Origin of the sequence: Slackia equolifaciens (assembly GCF_003725995.1) — a bacterium.
Lineage (GTDB): Bacteria > Actinomycetota > Coriobacteriia > Coriobacteriales > Eggerthellaceae > Slackia > Slackia equolifaciens.
In genome coordinates, this window is the sequence record NZ_QIBX01000006.1 from 31,715 (window position 1) to 46,675 (window position 14,961).

The 14,961-nt window shown below is 62.2% G+C and carries 9 protein-coding genes, 1 tRNA gene and 1 pseudogene; 5 read left to right on the forward strand and 6 right to left on the reverse strand.

What is annotated here, in order from left to right:
• Window positions 1–161: 161 nt before the first annotated feature.
• A complete protein-coding gene (locus DMP06_RS04825) occupies window positions 162–1,679 on the reverse strand; it encodes a helix-turn-helix transcriptional regulator (protein ID WP_161957820.1) in 1,518 nt (505 codons plus the stop codon).
• Window positions 1,680–1,885: 206 nt separating this feature from the next.
• Here DMP06_RS04825 and DMP06_RS04830 point away from each other — a divergent pair, with 206 nt between their 5' ends.
• On the forward strand, window positions 1,886–3,538 hold the full coding sequence (locus DMP06_RS04830; protein WP_123208618.1) for an FAD-dependent oxidoreductase: 1,653 nt from the start codon (window positions 1,886–1,888) through the stop codon (window positions 3,536–3,538).
• 445 nt (window positions 3,539–3,983) lie between these two features.
• Window positions 3,984–5,732, forward strand: a pseudogene (locus tag DMP06_RS04835) (FAD-binding protein).
• A 187-nt stretch (window positions 5,733–5,919) separates the two neighbouring features.
• On the opposite strand, the gene DMP06_RS04840 reads toward DMP06_RS04835, so the two are convergent.
• Both DMP06_RS04840 and DMP06_RS04845 read right to left on the reverse strand, forming a co-directional pair.
• Window positions 5,920–7,203: a helix-turn-helix transcriptional regulator gene (locus DMP06_RS04840; protein ID WP_161957821.1), complete on the reverse strand. Its 1,284-nt coding sequence runs from the start codon at window positions 7,201–7,203 to the stop codon at window positions 5,920–5,922.
• A gap of 149 nt (window positions 7,204–7,352) precedes the next feature.
• Window positions 7,353–8,813, reverse strand: a complete 1,461-nt coding sequence (locus tag DMP06_RS04845; protein ID WP_123208620.1) for a Sapep family Mn(2+)-dependent dipeptidase — start codon at window positions 8,811–8,813, stop codon at window positions 7,353–7,355.
• Window positions 8,814–8,989: 176 nt separating this feature from the next.
• Between DMP06_RS04845 and DMP06_RS04850 the strand changes: the two genes are divergently transcribed.
• The 3 genes from DMP06_RS04850 (at window position 8,990) to DMP06_RS04860 (ending at window position 10,843) form a co-directional block, all read left to right on the forward strand.
• Window positions 8,990–9,072: transfer RNA gene (locus DMP06_RS04850), tRNA-Leu, on the forward strand.
• A 123-nt stretch (window positions 9,073–9,195) separates the two neighbouring features.
• Window positions 9,196–9,735: an adenine phosphoribosyltransferase gene (locus tag DMP06_RS04855; RefSeq protein WP_123208621.1), complete on the forward strand. Its 540-nt coding sequence runs from the start codon at window positions 9,196–9,198 to the stop codon at window positions 9,733–9,735.
• 418 nt (window positions 9,736–10,153) lie between these two features.
• On the forward strand, window positions 10,154–10,843 hold the full coding sequence (locus DMP06_RS04860) for a biotin transporter BioY (protein ID WP_181443020.1): 690 nt from the start codon (window positions 10,154–10,156) through the stop codon (window positions 10,841–10,843).
• Between the two features lie 371 nt (window positions 10,844–11,214).
• On the opposite strand, the gene nrfD is transcribed toward DMP06_RS04860, so the two are convergent.
• The 3 genes from nrfD to DMP06_RS04875 are packed head-to-tail and all read right to left on the reverse strand — an operon-like array spanning window position 11,215 to window position 14,852.
• Window positions 11,215–12,108, reverse strand: coding sequence for an NrfD/PsrC family molybdoenzyme membrane anchor subunit (gene nrfD / locus DMP06_RS04865; RefSeq protein WP_123208622.1), 894 nt, complete (start codon window positions 12,106–12,108; stop codon window positions 11,215–11,217).
• A gap of 6 nt (window positions 12,109–12,114) precedes the next feature.
• Window positions 12,115–12,654, reverse strand: a complete 540-nt coding sequence (locus DMP06_RS04870) for a 4Fe-4S dicluster domain-containing protein (RefSeq protein ID WP_123208671.1) — start codon at window positions 12,652–12,654, stop codon at window positions 12,115–12,117.
• The gene (locus tag DMP06_RS04875) at window positions 12,654–14,852 is read right to left on the reverse strand and encodes a molybdopterin-containing oxidoreductase family protein (protein WP_123208623.1); all 2,199 of its coding nucleotides are present in this window, start codon (window positions 14,850–14,852) and stop codon (window positions 12,654–12,656) included. Before DMP06_RS04875 ends, DMP06_RS04870 begins: the two co-directional genes overlap by 1 nt.
• Window positions 14,853–14,961: the final 109 nt, after the last annotated feature.

Below are 14,961 nucleotides of genomic sequence, written 5' to 3' on the forward strand. Positions count from 1 at the left end.
TGCGGCCCGCGAATTGCCGCGCATCACAGAGAGCGATGGGCGCTTTATGTCAAGCCAGCCAACCCTTATGTAGCGCAGGAATTGCTCCAACTGTTGTGCAGCTCGAAAATTGCAGCAAGCCACAGGGGCGATCGTCGCGTTGCATCGGGCGGTTTCCGGTTCTACCGATCGCCGTCCTTCGGCTGTGCAGCGCGATCTTCGCCGTTCTCCTCGTTCGCCAAAAGCAGGTCGAGCATCTCCTGCTTGTTGGATACGCCCAGCTTGGCATAGATATGAGAGATGTGGGTCTTCACGGTTCCCTCCGACAGCACCAGGGCGTTGCTGATGTGCGCCCGCGACCGCCCCTGCGCAAGCATCATGAACACCTCGCGCTCGCGCGGCGAAAGCGCATAGCGGTTTGCCAGCTCTTCGCGCCGGTCCACAAGCTCAGAGCCGGCATCGGCGGCGGCTTGCTGCGGTTGCTGCACGCCGCGGCGGTCGGCGAGCCACACCACCAGCGTGAGGATGGCGAACACCACGCATAGAATGACGGCGTTGTTGGCTATGCCCAGGTCGAAGAAGAACGTGATCCAGATGAGCGATATGGCGTTGTAAATGCCCGTGGCGCACCCGAGGAATCGATATGTCGCAACGCCGCCGCGCCTGATGAAAACCACGAGGATAGACCAGAACAGCACATGTCCGAACGCTTCGGCGGCGGTGATGAACATTTCCAGTATTGCGGCGGTGACGGCGTTGCTGGGGCTTATGCCCGCCGAGGCGAAAAACGCGAATATGAGCACGAGGAATCCGGGTAGAAAATCAGCCGATTTCTCGCCGAGCCGCTTGTTCGCGAAGAGGATTGCCGAAAGCGCGCCTGTGATCACGCATACGCCAAGCGCTCCGAGGAGCGAAACGGGGATGTTGGTGAAAAGGTTCAGCGGGTCGCCGAAGAAGCCCAGGGGCGTGATAGCCCGCATGGTGGCAAGGGCAACGGCGGCGATTGCCACCTGGGGAAACGGCCAGTCCCCCTCGCTCGTGGGCGATATGATGCCGGCCCACGGCCCCTTTTGTGCGGTTACGTTCGCAGCATGTGCTTCCGCGCTGTCGGCAAGGGCCGCATTCGGCTGCTCGGCATTTTTGCGTCCGAGGGATTCCGCTGCTTTCAGAAGGGCCGCCACAACGAAGGGGAGCGCTATGGCAACAACGGTGGCCGCCGAATCGCTCGCCAAAAGCGAAAGCGCGTGGAACACGAAGATTTTTATTATCAGGCTGCCTGCTACGGTGGCGATGGCGGCGCGCAAAGACGTTGTTCGGGCTATTACCAGGCAAAAGCTGCACGCGAACCAGGTGTAGCACGCCCCGGAGGCGACGATTCCCGTGAGCGCAAGCGCCTGGGGCGGAAGGACGCTTTGCTGGAACGAGGCCGCAAACGCGAGCGTGGAAAACGATGCGATGAACGGCGCGGCGAACTGAAGGGCGCCGGCGTGCTGCTTCACGCGTTGGGGGAAGGCCACCATGATGCACGACATCGCCAGAAGTCCCGTCAGCCAGAATATGCGCATATTGCCGAACGAGGAAAGCTCAGAATACGGAATGGCGAGCGCCGGCATATGGCCGTACAGGTCGGCCCAGACGGCAAGGAGCCCCCAGCCTAGAGCAATGCAGGCGGCAGCTCGGTACGAGCGGATGTGTTGCAAAGGTCCTCCCCAGATATGCGGGCTTAGGCGCCCGACATCGTATCCCTTTGCAGCCATTATGGATTTTGCGGCCCCGTTTCGCAATATCCGCCTTTTTGGGGATGCCGCCATCAGGCATTTTAGGACTTTTGGGTGATTGGCGGCCGTTTGCCGGGAGTCCATTATGGCCTCATTGGCAATCAAATCCAAAGGAGGAACCAAGGGACATGGACAAGAAAACCGCCATCGAGGCGACTACATCGACCACATCGCGCCGGTCGTTTGTGAAGGTCGCGGGAGCGGCGCTTGCAGGCGCCGCCGCTATGGGGCTTGCGGGCTGTGCGCCCCAAACGGGAAAGTCTTCTTCGGGTTCGTCGAATTCGGGCGAAGGCTGGGATGAAGAGTTCGACGTCGTCGTTGTGGGCGCCGGCATCGCAGGCCTCGCCTCGGCTTTGACGGTTGCGACCGAGGGACAGGGCGCTTCCTGCCTTCTTATCGAGAAGGGCCCCATGGCAAGCGGCAACAGCCCGTATTGCAAGGGCGACGCCATCTGGACGCGCGACCCCGAGGCAATGTCGAAATATCTGAAGAATCTAGCACACGGCACCACGCCCGACGACGTGCTTGATGCCTACGCGCAGGGCTGCTCTGAGATTTACGACTGGATGGTCGATTTGGGCGTCAACGTGGACGAGATGAGCGTCACCGAGCCTGCGACTGCCGATACCGCAGAGGAGTGGAACGCCGAGTACCACGAGCTCGAATACTCCTACGCTTTCGGCTATTTCGCGGTGGGCAAGAATAAGGATGTCGAGGTCAAGGGGCCGAACCACGTCCACGTGTTCCTCCAGGAAAAGGTGAACGAGCATTCCGACGTCATCGACTACCGTACCGATACGCCGCTGATGGACTTGGTGCAAGACCCCGAGACCAAAGAGATTCTGGGCGTCGTCGCCGGCGAGGACGGCAAGCGCATTCGCGCCAAGCGCGGCGTGGTCATGTGCCTGGGCGGCTTCGAGCACAGCCCCGAGATGATGCAGAACTACCTGAGCCAGGGTGCAGCCGTGCCTGCCGCCGGCAGCATGAACACCGGCGACGGCCACCGCATTTGCGCGCGCATCGGCGCCGAGTTCTGGCACATGAACAACTGCGCCGGCTTCTGGCTTGCGGGTCGCGACCTTGAGAACACCGCCTACACCAACCCGCCCATCTTCAAGCCGGCCCCCAAGGGCTTCGGCATCACCGTGGGCGTCAACGGTCGCCGCTTCTACATGGACTGGGACGGCTACAACGTTCGCGAGCGCTACCCCTACATGTCCGACATGAGCGTTCATGTGGGTTCGCGCCACGGCCATATGCAATTCGGCGGCGAATGGCCCCATCTGCCGCTGCCTTCCAAGGCATGGTTCGTGTTCGACTCCGACGGCCTTGCCCAGGGCGCCATTCCGCCCGAGACCACCAAGGGCCATCCCGACGAAGAGGGGCTCGCGCTGGCGGCGAACAGCATCGAAGAGCTGGCGGAAAAGATGGAAGTGCCCGTTGAGGAGCTGGTGACCACGGTGAACCAGTGGAACGAATGCTGCGACAACGGTAAGGACATCTTCTTCCACCGCCCCGAGAGCACGCTGGTTCCCGTCAAGAAGGCTCCGTTCTACGCTCAGCTGTGCGCGCCTTCGTTCCTCAACACCGACGGCGGCCCCGTGCGTGCGGCCGACGGCTCCATTCTGGACCACGACGGCAATCCCATTCCAGGCCTGTATTCCGCCGGCGAGTTCGGCTCCATTTGGGGTCATTACTACGAAGGCGGCGGCAATGTGGCGGAGTGCCTGGTGTTCGGGCGCATTTCCGCACGCAGCGCCTTGTCTCGCTCGGGCGAATAGTCCAAACCTCATATATCTTACGCGGCGCTTACCCTCCCTCCCCTCCAATTCCGGGGCGGCCGCGGCCCCACAGAGAAGAGCCCCCATGCGGGGCTCTTCCTGTATGGGGTGCAAGATGGCCGACAACGTGGAGCCGCCGCGTGCGCGCTGCGAGACATTGTGCAAACTGTGGGGCATCGCAGAAGATGATGGCTGGCTTGCGTCCGGAACGCCGAGGGTGATGGCCGTTTCATGCCCGAAATGCCAAGGGTGATGCGCCGGAATCGAGGGTGATATATTCGCAAAATGCCTGGTAAATTGCTTGCATCAAGAATCCTCCCCGCAAGGGTGATGATTCGCCCCTTCTGCCCCTCCTAGAATGCGCCTTGCTTCGCAGAACAAGCGCAAGTCGCCCACCCGCCGCAAGGCGAGGCGGGTGAAAAGACGGATCCTATTGGAGGGAACGATGGAAAAAGGGATTTCTCGACGCAATTTCCTAACGGGCGCGCTGGCCACCGCCGGCGTTGCGGCCGTTGCCATGACGGGCTGCTCTCCGCAGACCGCAAGCGAGGGAGGCTCTTCGAGCGCAGCCGCGCAGAGCGAGAGTGTTTCGCTTCTGACGCAGACGCCCGCCTGGCTGGGTGAGGCGCCTGAAATCGGCGAGGACGAGATCGTCGAAACCAAGCAGACCAGCCTGCTGATCATCGGCGCGGGCAACGCGGGCATGACCGCCGCGGCTACGGCAGCTGACCTCGGCCTCGACTTCATCATCGCCGAGAAGGCTGGCCAGGTGGCGAAGACGCGCAGCTGGTATGGCGCGGTCAACATCGAGGAGTGCTTGGAAGGCGGCCAGGAAGTCGACACCATCAAGCTCAACAATGTGCTGCGTCAGTCGTTCTGCGGCATGAACGACATGCGCGTGGTGAGGGTGTGGATCGACGAATCCGCTGAAATGCATACGTGGATGCGCTCGATCATGGATCAGTTCGGCTATGACGTGAATTTCGACGGCGACCAGGGCGACGGCCGCGGCGGCGTGGGAATCGACATGTATGTCCCGCCTATTCAGGTGAACTACGTGGCGCGCGAGGATTGCAGCGAGGAGCATGCCGAGATGGCTCGCAACGAGCTGCTTGAGGAGTACATTGGCGACAAGGGCTATCAGGTCACGTACAACCATGACCTCGCCAAGCTGGTAACGGACGAGTCGGGCGCGGTGAAGGGCGCCATCTTCAGCACCGGCGACGGCTATGTGTAGATCGATGCCGAAAACGTGCTGTTGACCACCGGCGGCTATGCCGCCAACCCTGAGATGGTTGCTGGCATCAACCCCATTCTGGCCAAGTGCGTCACGCTGGGTGTGTACTGGCCGGCCAACACCGGCATGGGCATCAAGGCCGCCATGTGGGCGGGTGCCATGAAAGACCCCAACGCCGCTGCCTTCGTGTTCGACCGCGGCGCGGTGCCTCCGGGAACCAAGGGCGGCTATACGCAGGAGAGCATCGAGGCGGGCGAGCCCGCGTTCCCCAGCACGGGTGCGCAGTTCAACCCCGGCACGCAGCCGTTCCTGAAGATGAACCTCCACGGCGAGCGCTTCTTCAACGAATCGGGCAACTACGACTGGGCTCCTTACGCTGCGGCCTCTCAGCCGAACGGCGTGTACGTGGAGGTGTGGGATGCCGGCTTCGCGGAGGACGTCAAGCGCTTCCATGGCCTTGGCTGCTCTTTCACCACGAACGTGATGATTAACCAGGTGGGCAAATCGGTGGACGAGTATCTGAAGGATTGGCTGGACAACGGCTCCCTCATCAAGGCCGACACGCTTGACGAACTGGCCGACAAGCTGGGCTACGAAGGCGAATACAAGGAGAACTTCCTTGCCACCATCGAGCGCTACAACGAGCTCTACGATGCGCAGGAAGACCCCGATTTCGGCAAGGAGCCCTACCTGCTCTCCCAGATGCGCAACGCACCGTTCTACGGCGTGACCCTGGGCGGCGCGCTGCTGGACACCAGCGACGGCCTGCGCATCAACACCGACATGCAGGTGCTCAACACCGACGCCGACGTGATTCCCGGCCTGTACGCCGCGGGTGATTGCAGCGGTTCGGTGTTCGCGGGCGGTTACTACAACCTGACCCACGGCATGGCGGTCGGCCGCTCCATGACCTTCGCCCGTCATGCGGTTCGCCGCATCGCAGGCGACCTGGACTAATTCCTTGCCTGCTCATTGAGCTCTATATTTCCCCTCCCTGAAGGGAGACGCCCTGCGGGCGTCTCCCTTTTGCTCTATGCAAGGGGGGTGCGAGGCTGCGGGGCGTGCAGGGCTGCGGGGTGGAGCGGGACGGCGGGATGGGACGGGCCGGCGGGATGGGATGGGCCGGCGCGTTGCCGCAATGCGTCTACAGCTTATCGATAAGCTCGATGAGCTCTTGCTGTGAATGGATGTCGAGCTTGGTGTAGATATGCTTGACATGCGTTTTCACCGTATTGTACGAAATGACGCACGTCTGCTCGATGTCTTTGCCGGTCATGCCCGAGGCGAGCATCTGGCATATCTCCACCTCGCGCTTCGTAAGCCCATATTTCTCGGCGGCAACGGCGCATTTGCTTTGTAGTTCGTCAGGCGGGGTGGGCAGCGGCTCTACGGCGCGCACGGGCTCCACTTCGAAGATGAGTTTCTCAAACGTGAAGCGCCGCAGCCAAACGTAGCTCAATATTAGGAACATGAGCAGAATGACCGCAATAGAAGACGTTGCCACAAGTTGATTGGATACGGTGGCGGCATTGATGAAATGCCCCGACGCCGAACCCACGAGCGCTCCGGCGGTGGTAAACGTTTTCCCCAGGGCTATAACGCGCAACGCGCCAATCGGGTTGCGCTTGCCCATAGACACCATGATGAGCGTTTCCAGTATGGAGAGTAGGCCGCTTCCCGTTGTGAGCGCGATGTTGCTGGCGAGTACGGGTGCCTGGTTGATGAACACGATGGCCGTCAAAAAGCCGCAGATGACGCAGAATGCTGCAATGCCGGCAATGGAATCGACGGCTGCGTGTTCGCGCGACCAGAGGAAGGCGGCGCCCACGAAGGCAACCACAAGAACGCTCGGCAAGATGCTGTGCACGGGAACGCCCGAAACGCAATTGAGCGCCAAAGCGAATCCCGAAACGCAGTGAAATATGAATACGCAGATGAATGCGGGATTCGTGACGGATACGAATGAGTGCGCGTTTTGAAGCTCAAGCTCTCGGATGTGTGTGGATCGGGCGTTCAGGTCGGCATAGTCATGCAGGCTCGAATTGGCAAGCGCGAGCTGGGCTAGGGGAAGAAGCCCCAGGAGAGCGTATTGGATATCGAGTCCGAAGGTGTCTACGGCAGAGGAGACAATGCCGGAAACGGCGTAAGCGACGCAGGCGCACAGGGCGACGTTTCCGAAGCTCGTCAGCCTGCAGAGCATCAGAATGGGCAGCGTGTTGTACCACGTTCCGCCTATGCAGAGCAGTGCGAACGCAAAGGTGATGAGTGTGGTGGCGCCCTGGGGCATGGCCAGGGATGTGAACATGAGCGCGCATCCCGCCACGGCCAAAACGCCGGATGCGGCAGAAAGGCGTTTTGCGGTTTTGGGAGATAGGATAAGCGGAACAATGAACGCAATGGCAAGCAGGGGAATCGCTCTGCTTGCCAAATAGATGACGTCTCGAGCGATTGGAGCAGAAACGGAGAGCGCCGAAATGACTTGCGCATTGAGCACGTGCCCATAAATATCCGATAAGGTGCATGCCGCAAGGCATGTCATCCAGATGAAAGCGTTGTTTTTAAATTCTGCAATTCTGTTTACTCTCCCAGTTTCGCCAGGTCAAGCGCCATCAGGCGGGCGATGGTGAGGATGTACACGCGCATCGCACGCTTGAGGCTCTCTTCGCTCACTCCCTCGTCGGCGCCATGCATGGGGCCCACCCAATCGGGATAGACGTCATGCGGGTCTTCCGGCCCGAAGCTCGCCGCGCAGGGGAATTCGCGCGCATAGGTGCCGCCGCCGATGGTGAACGGCTCGCCGTCGAAGCCTGTTGCCTCGCGGTAGGCCGAGGCCAGCGCCTGAATGGCGGGGCTGTCGGGCTTGGTGAGGAAGGGCGGCAGGCCGCCGGTGAGCTCTACAGAAGCGTCTGCGTCGGCGGCAAGTGCTTGGAACTTTGCCAGCAGCTCCTCGCCCGTCGTGGAGGTGGGGTAACGGATGTCGATGGTGATGCACATGCGGTTCTGCTCGCGGTGGATGGTGCCTACGATGCACGTGAGGCCGCCGAAGTATTCGTCCTGCGAATCGACGCCGATCGAACTGCCGTCGGTTGAGTCCATGATGCGGCCGATCATGCGCAGGTAGGCCTCTTCGGCGGGGTTGCATAGGCTGTTCGCAAGTGCGTATTTCACCAGCATGTCGATGGCGTTCACTGTGCCTTCGGGCAGTGACGCATGGCCACCGCGTCCGGTTGCCACGAGGCGCGCGCAGCCATCGCCCGCATCGGCGATCTCGATGCCCTCTGCCGTGGGCAGGTTGGAGGCGTCGGCGTGCACCACGAGGGCGGCCTGGCTGGGCACAGCATTGGTGGACGAGCTGCCCGTGGTGAAATCCACGATGCGCCCGTCGGGGATCTCAAGCGACGTGATGGCGCAGTCGAACTGGCCTTTTTCGCCGTAGCAGGCGGGGAAGGCGTTGTCGGGCGTGAAGAGGAACGCCGGAGCGGGATAGTGCTCGAGGTAGTAGCGCACGTCGCGCATGGTGCCGGTTTCCTCGTTAGTGCCCATGAGCATGCGCAGCGTGTAGGGCAGGCGCGTGCCCGTGCGTTCGCACCAGTCTTTAAAGAACTTCATGCAGTAGAGCGAAATGACCAGCGGGCCCTTGTCGTCGATTACGCCGCGGCCGATGAGAAAGCCCTCGCGGCGCTCGAGGGTCCAGGGGTCGCTCGTCCAGCCCACGCCGGGGGTCACCACGTCGGCGTGGCATATCATGGCAAGCTGCGTGTCGGACTCTCCCGGCAGGTCGGCGATGCCGATTTCGCCCGCATCGTCCCAGGATTTGAACCCCAGTCGTTGTGCCAGGTCAACCGAGGCTCGCAGGCCCTCATGCGCTTCGGGGCCGGAAGGGTCGTCCGGCGTGGCTCGATTGAAGTCGACGATGCTGGGCACGGCGACGAGCGTGCCGATCTCATGGACGATTTCCTCCCAATGCGCCTCGATAAACGCGTCGGCCTGGGTGAGGAATTCATCGCTGTTCGCCAGGGATAGCTGCGTATTTGCCATGGCATCTCTTTCTCTTGTGTTGCGCGAATGCGCCCATTCTACTCGCACCGGGCCAAAAGAGTTCGAATCGCGTGTGACCGATGAACAAATCCGGGCAGCCCCCATGATGTGGGCTCGTCGCAATCTGCGTTTTCCTGTGGCACGCCGGCGGTACTTCATATATAATACCCATTCGCGCCCGAGTGGCGGAATGGCAGACGCGGCGGTCTCAAAAACCGTTGTCTTTGACGTGCGAGTTCGACTCTCGCCTCGGGCACCATCTCCGCGCCAGCAGGGGGAACGTCATATGCGGCGTTCCCCCTTTCTTATTGTGCGCGCGTTTTGGCCGTCCAGTGCTCAGGGGAGCGTGCGGCGGGTGAAAGGCGCGCGGGAAGGAACCGACATGTCCAATTCGCAGCTTGACCTGGAAAGCCTGATTGTCGACATTCCCGACTACCCCGAGCCGGGCGTTGTCTTTAAGGACATCACTCCGCTCCTGGGCGATCCGCAGGGGCTTGCCGCCGCGGTCGATCGTATCGCCGAGCATTTCAAGGATGCCGGCGTGACCAAGGTGGTGGGCGCCGAGGCCCGCGGCTTCATGGTGGGCGCTCCTGTGGCATACAAGTTGGGTGCTGGCTTTGTGCCCGCGCGCAAGCCGGGCAAGCTGCCGCGCGAGGTGGTATGCGAAACCTATGCGCTGGAATACGGCACTGATGAGCTGCAGATTCATGCGGACGCCCTCACCCCTGATGACGTGGTGCTGCTGGTGGACGACCTGGTTGCCACGGGCGGAACGGCGGTTGCCCAGGTGAAGCTGGTGGAGAAGTTCGGCGCGCGCATGGCGGGCTTGGGCTTTCTGATGGAGCTTGAGTTCTTGCATCCGCGCGAGGTGATTGCCCAGGCTACCGATGCGGATATGTTCTCGCTTGTGCAGGTGAAATAAATCCTCTGTGCAAAATAAATCCTCGTCATATTGGCAAGCATTCAAAGCCGCCTTTCGGGGCGGCTTTTGTGTTGGGCGATTGCTTGCTCGGCCGGCGCGAGGCTCGCATGCATGCGCGCCCGGATGACGTGCATCCGCAATCGACGTCGTGCCCACGCCCGCCCGAAAGGAATGGCGAGGCGGCATGGGAGTCGCGCCTGGCGCGGGTCGTGCCCACGCCCGCCCGAAAGGAATGCCTGCGCGCACGGATGAGCACACATCCGCAATGTCATCCTAACGTAATAGATTTTTGTTTGAGGAGTGTGCCGATTTAAGGGAGCGCTTTAGTAAAGCGGCGCACGATAGTGGCCGGGCGGATGGCGCGTGCTAGAATCGGCCGGTTGATAGGTGCCAATTCAAGAGAGGCATGGTGGCTCCAATGAAACAATCCGCCGCGTTGATGCGTGCCGAATCGATCGCATACTGCGGTCTTTCTATTGCGCTGCTTACCGTTAGCGCTTGGGTCACGGTTCCCCTCGGCCCCGTGCCGTTCACATTGCAAACCATGATGCTGGTCTTTGTGGTGTTGCTGCTTCCGCCGCGCGAGGCGCTGGTCAGCGTGTTCGGCTATCTTGCGTTGGGCGCGTTGGGCGCTCCGGTATTCTCGGGCATGAAGGGCGGGCTGGCTTCGCTTTTGGGCCCCACGGGCGGATTCATCGTGGGATTTGGCCTGGGTGCTGTGGCCGCGGTGCTCGTTTTGAAGATATGGAAAGCTCCGGCGGGCGCGATGTCCGTTCGCGGTGGTTCGGCGTCCGCGTCGGGCGCATTGGGCGCTCGCGGCACTGCGACTTCTGCATCGGGCGCGCCGACGTTTTCTCTCAGCGCCCTTCGCGCTGCCCGGATCGTGGGCGCTGCGCGCAACCTGGTTGCCGCCTTCGCCCTGCTCATCGTTTCCTATCTCTGCGGATGGGCACAGCTCATGGCGGTTGCCGGGCTGGATCCCCTGGCTGCTTTCCTCGTGGGAATCGCGCCGTTTGTCGTTTTGGACATTATTAAGATTTCGGTCGGCGCTGCGTTAGCGGGCGCCGTTCGTCGTGCCGTTCCCGCGCTCAGGGCGAAGGCGGCCTAGAGCGGGAAAGGCCTGTAAGCTGGAGCAGGCGGCAGCGGGGCCATGACCGCTTTTTTGCCGCTAAATGGCAATTTTGTCGAGTTATGAACTCTAGAAGGGGTCTCAAGCCTTCCTCTATAGAGGTCTGTTTTGCAAAATCCCAGGTCAGCTTGTTGCACCAAACAGCATCGGGATGAAAGTGGTGCCGAAAAGAGTTCATAACTCGCTATTTTTGGCAAAACGGCGCAAATAATCTGTACATGCATCCTGAGTGCCAAAAGCCCCGCCGTCAATGGTTGTGACGGCGGGGCTTTGTCGGGGCGCCACGATTGCGGCGGGGCTTTGCCGAAGCGTGTACGGGTTTGCGTCCCTAGGCGGCGCGCTCCCAGGCGTTACGCCAGTGCGACCACCATAGTGAGGGGAACGGCCGCCATGACCACCAGGTAGCGAAGCATGAATCCGCCGACCAGGACGCTGATGTCGGAGGCGAAGCTGATCCAGTGCGCCTTGCGGCTTTCCTCGAACTCTTTGGGGCTAAAGAACAGGAGCCACAGCTCGAGCACGGTGGGAAGCACCAGGCCCACGGCCACCAGGCCGATCCAGAACCACAGCGCCCACTCGCCGCTTACCAGGTTGGCCACGCTTGCCGCGCCGGCGGAGTTGGTCTGCCCGGTGATGAACAGGAGCGACGCCACCAGCAGAAGCTCGATGATGGGCAGGCAGAAGTGGAACTTCTTGAGCACGCCCACGCGGTTGAACTCGTCGGCATGGCGGATGACGGCCAGCATCAGCACGCTTGCGGCGCCGGCGCTCATGGCGCCCACCACGAACAGCACGGGCAGCAGCGCGTTGTTCCACAGCGGGTAGGTCTGGCACACGCCCAGCAGCGCGCCGGTGTAGGCGGCCACGCACAGCGAGATGACAACGCCCACGATGTCAAGCCAGGTGGGGATGGATTTCTTCATGAAGTCCATCACGACGGCCACGATGGCCACCACCATGAACAGGCTCAGGAACACCACGCCCCAGGTCATGACCGAACCCCAGTTGGTGAGCAGATAGAAGAAGCGGATGGGGTTGTGCAGGCCCGCCTCGGCGTCAATCATGAGCAGCACCAGGCCGATAGCCACCGCGATGGGTGCCACGATGTGTCCGGTGCGGCGCATGGAGGTCGCGTCGGGATGGCGCCAGCCGAGGAACGCCGAAGTGATGTAGGCGCCCGCGCCCAGGCCGGCGAGGAACAGGTACCATGCGATGATGGAGCCCCAAATAGGTTCGTACGTCATCTTTCATCACCTCACGTAGAAGATTTTGGACTTCGTCAGGTCGCCCGCAAGCGGCTGCGCGTTCAGCTCGACAATCGCACGCGAGATTTCGCTCTGAGGATCGTCCAGGTCGCCGAAGATGCGCGCGCCGGTGAGGCAGGCCTCCACGCACGAGCACATCGGGGTGCCGTCGAGCGCGCCCACGGTGCACAGGCGGCACTTCTCGGCCACGCCGGTGACCTTGTTGTGCACGCGCACCTGATAGGGGCAGGCGGTCATGCAGTACTTGCAACCGATGCAGCGGCTCTCATCCACGCGCACGATGCCGCCCTCTTCGATATGCGTCGCGCCGGTGGGGCACACCTTGGCGCACGGGGCATCCTCGCAGTGCATGCACTGGATGGGCACGGTCTCGATGCCCACGACGGGCAGCTTGCCGGTTTCCTTCTCCTCGTAGCGGATGTAGTCGATATCGGCGGCTAGGCCGTTCTGACGCTGGCAGGCCGTACGGCACGCATAGCAGCCGATGCATTTGCGGGTGTTGATCAGCATTCCGTAGCGGGTCATCATGCACCTACCTTCTTAACCGTGACGATGGCTTCCTGCGTGCACGCCCCGCCGTATACGGGCTCGATGCCGAAGGGTACGAAGTCCATCTGGCGCAGGCCCACGCCGTATGCCGTGCGCTGGTCGGGCGACGAGCATCCGTAGTGGCTGGGTAGGTAGATGGACGTGGGCTCGATGCGCTGGGTCACATGCATGCGGGTCGTGCCGGTGAACTCGCTGGAGGAAACCTCCACCTCGTCGTTCTCCTCGATACCCATCTGCGCCGCCACGTCGGCGTTCATCCAGATGCGGTCGAGGCCGTACTTCTTGGTGATTTCCATCAGCGGCTCGATGTTGGCGGTCTGGGTGTGCGTGTGGATGGCCTGCTTGCCGCCGATCAGGCGGAACTCGCCGTCGCCGGGCGTCACGCGCGGCTCAAGCCACTCGGGGGAGGCGGGCAAACCCGCCGCTGCGCAGGCATCGCTCGTGAACTGGATCTTGCCGGTGGGGGTGGCCCACTCGGTCTTGGGGCCGTAGACCACCTTGATGTCGGGGAAGGTGATGGTGCCCTTCTCCTGCAGCTCAGCCAGGCTGATACCCAGCGTCTGCAGCTGCGCGTCGGCCAGCTCGTCGATAGTGAAGTTGAAGTACTCACCCACGCCGCACGCCTCGGCCAGACCGGAGAAGATCTCGTCGACGGGCTTGGTGCTGGGATGCACCTTCTCGATTACGCGGTCGCGCAGGCTCACCACGGGCACCTTGCCGCCCACGAACTCAGGCACTTCCAGGCGCTCGAGGTAGCTGGTGTCGGGCAGCACGTAGTCGGCGCACATGCAGGTCTCGCTCATCTGCACGTCGATGGCGACCACCAGGTCCATGGCGTCGAAGCATTCGGCCAGGTGTGCCGGGTTGGAGTAGCCGGCGGCCATGTTGGACTGGTAGGTGATCATCGCGCGCATCTTACCGTCGAGGGCGGCTTCGGCTGCAGCGAGGCAGGTGCCCATGCTGGCGGCTGCGAGCGGGTACTCGTCAGAACCCACCTTCTTGCCCTCGACCGCGGGAGGCGCGGGGAACTTCTGCGGATCGAGCGGGCCAGCAGCGGCGCCGCCGTAGAAGATGGCTCCGCCCTTTTCGCCCCAGCAGCCGAGCAGCGTGTTGAACAGGCAGATCGCGCGGCCGGTTTCGCCGGAGTTCTGGTAAGCGCAGCCGAATGCCGCGCGCCAGCTCTGCTCGATGGACGAAGCGGGGGCCGCCTCCCAGAGCTCGTTGGCCAGGCGCGTGATGGTGTCGGCCGGGATGCCGGTGATGCCCTCGGCCCATTCGGGCGTGTACTGGGGCAGCTTGGCGAACCAATCCTCATAGCCGATGGCGTTGGCCTCGACGTACTCCTTGGCGTAGGTGCCCTGGCTCACCAGGACGTTCGCCATCGCGAGCACGAGCGCGAGATCGGTGCCGGGCTTGATGGGCACCCACTCGTCGGCGAAGTGGATGGAGTTGTTGCAGCGCGGGTCCACGATGACCACATGGCAGCCGTTGTCGTGGCCCTTCATCATCGCATGCACCGAGGAAGGACGAATGCCGTCGGCGTAGGAGCGGCCGATGAACAGCACCATCTTGGCGTTCTCGATGTCGCTCGAGTAGTCGCCGGCGCCGATGGCCTGCATGAAGCCGCTGGTCTTGGACAGGTTGCAGGAAGCGCCGTGCGTGTACACGTTGGGACTGCCCAGGGCGGTCATGAAGCGCGGGCAGTAGAAGCTGCCGGACGGGCGCGGGTCGTGGACGAGCGAGATGGCCTCGGGGCCGGACTCGTCGATGATGGCGGTGAGCTTTTCGCCGATCTCTTGGAAGGCCTGCTCCCAGCTGATGGCCTCGAACTCGCCGGCTTCGTTCTTCTTGAGCGGATCGGTCAGGCGATCCTCGGAATAGGCGATGGCGGCGTAGCCGTAGCCGCGGGCGCACAGGGTGCCCTCGCAGTACGGATGGTCAGGGTCGCCGATCATCTTGCCCAGACGGCCGTCGGTCACGTATCCCGTGAATCCGCATTTGGACGAACAGGAGTTGCACAGCGAGTGCGCGGTGGTTTCCTGGCCGCCTCCCGCCTCGTCGGCGTGCGCCTGCTCCCAGGCGTTGAAGCTTACAAAGCCGCCCCCTGCGGCAAGCGCCGCGGCGGCACCGCTGCGGGCCAGAAAGCTTCGCCTGGTTATTGCGTGCTTCGACATGGTATCCCCCTTCTTGGTTACTCGTCGGTCAAGCCAAGGTGAAAAAGCGCAGCGCTTGGTCGTGTGCTTGATTCCAAAAGTGTCCCGCGTTGCGTGAAGCGCGCGGTGT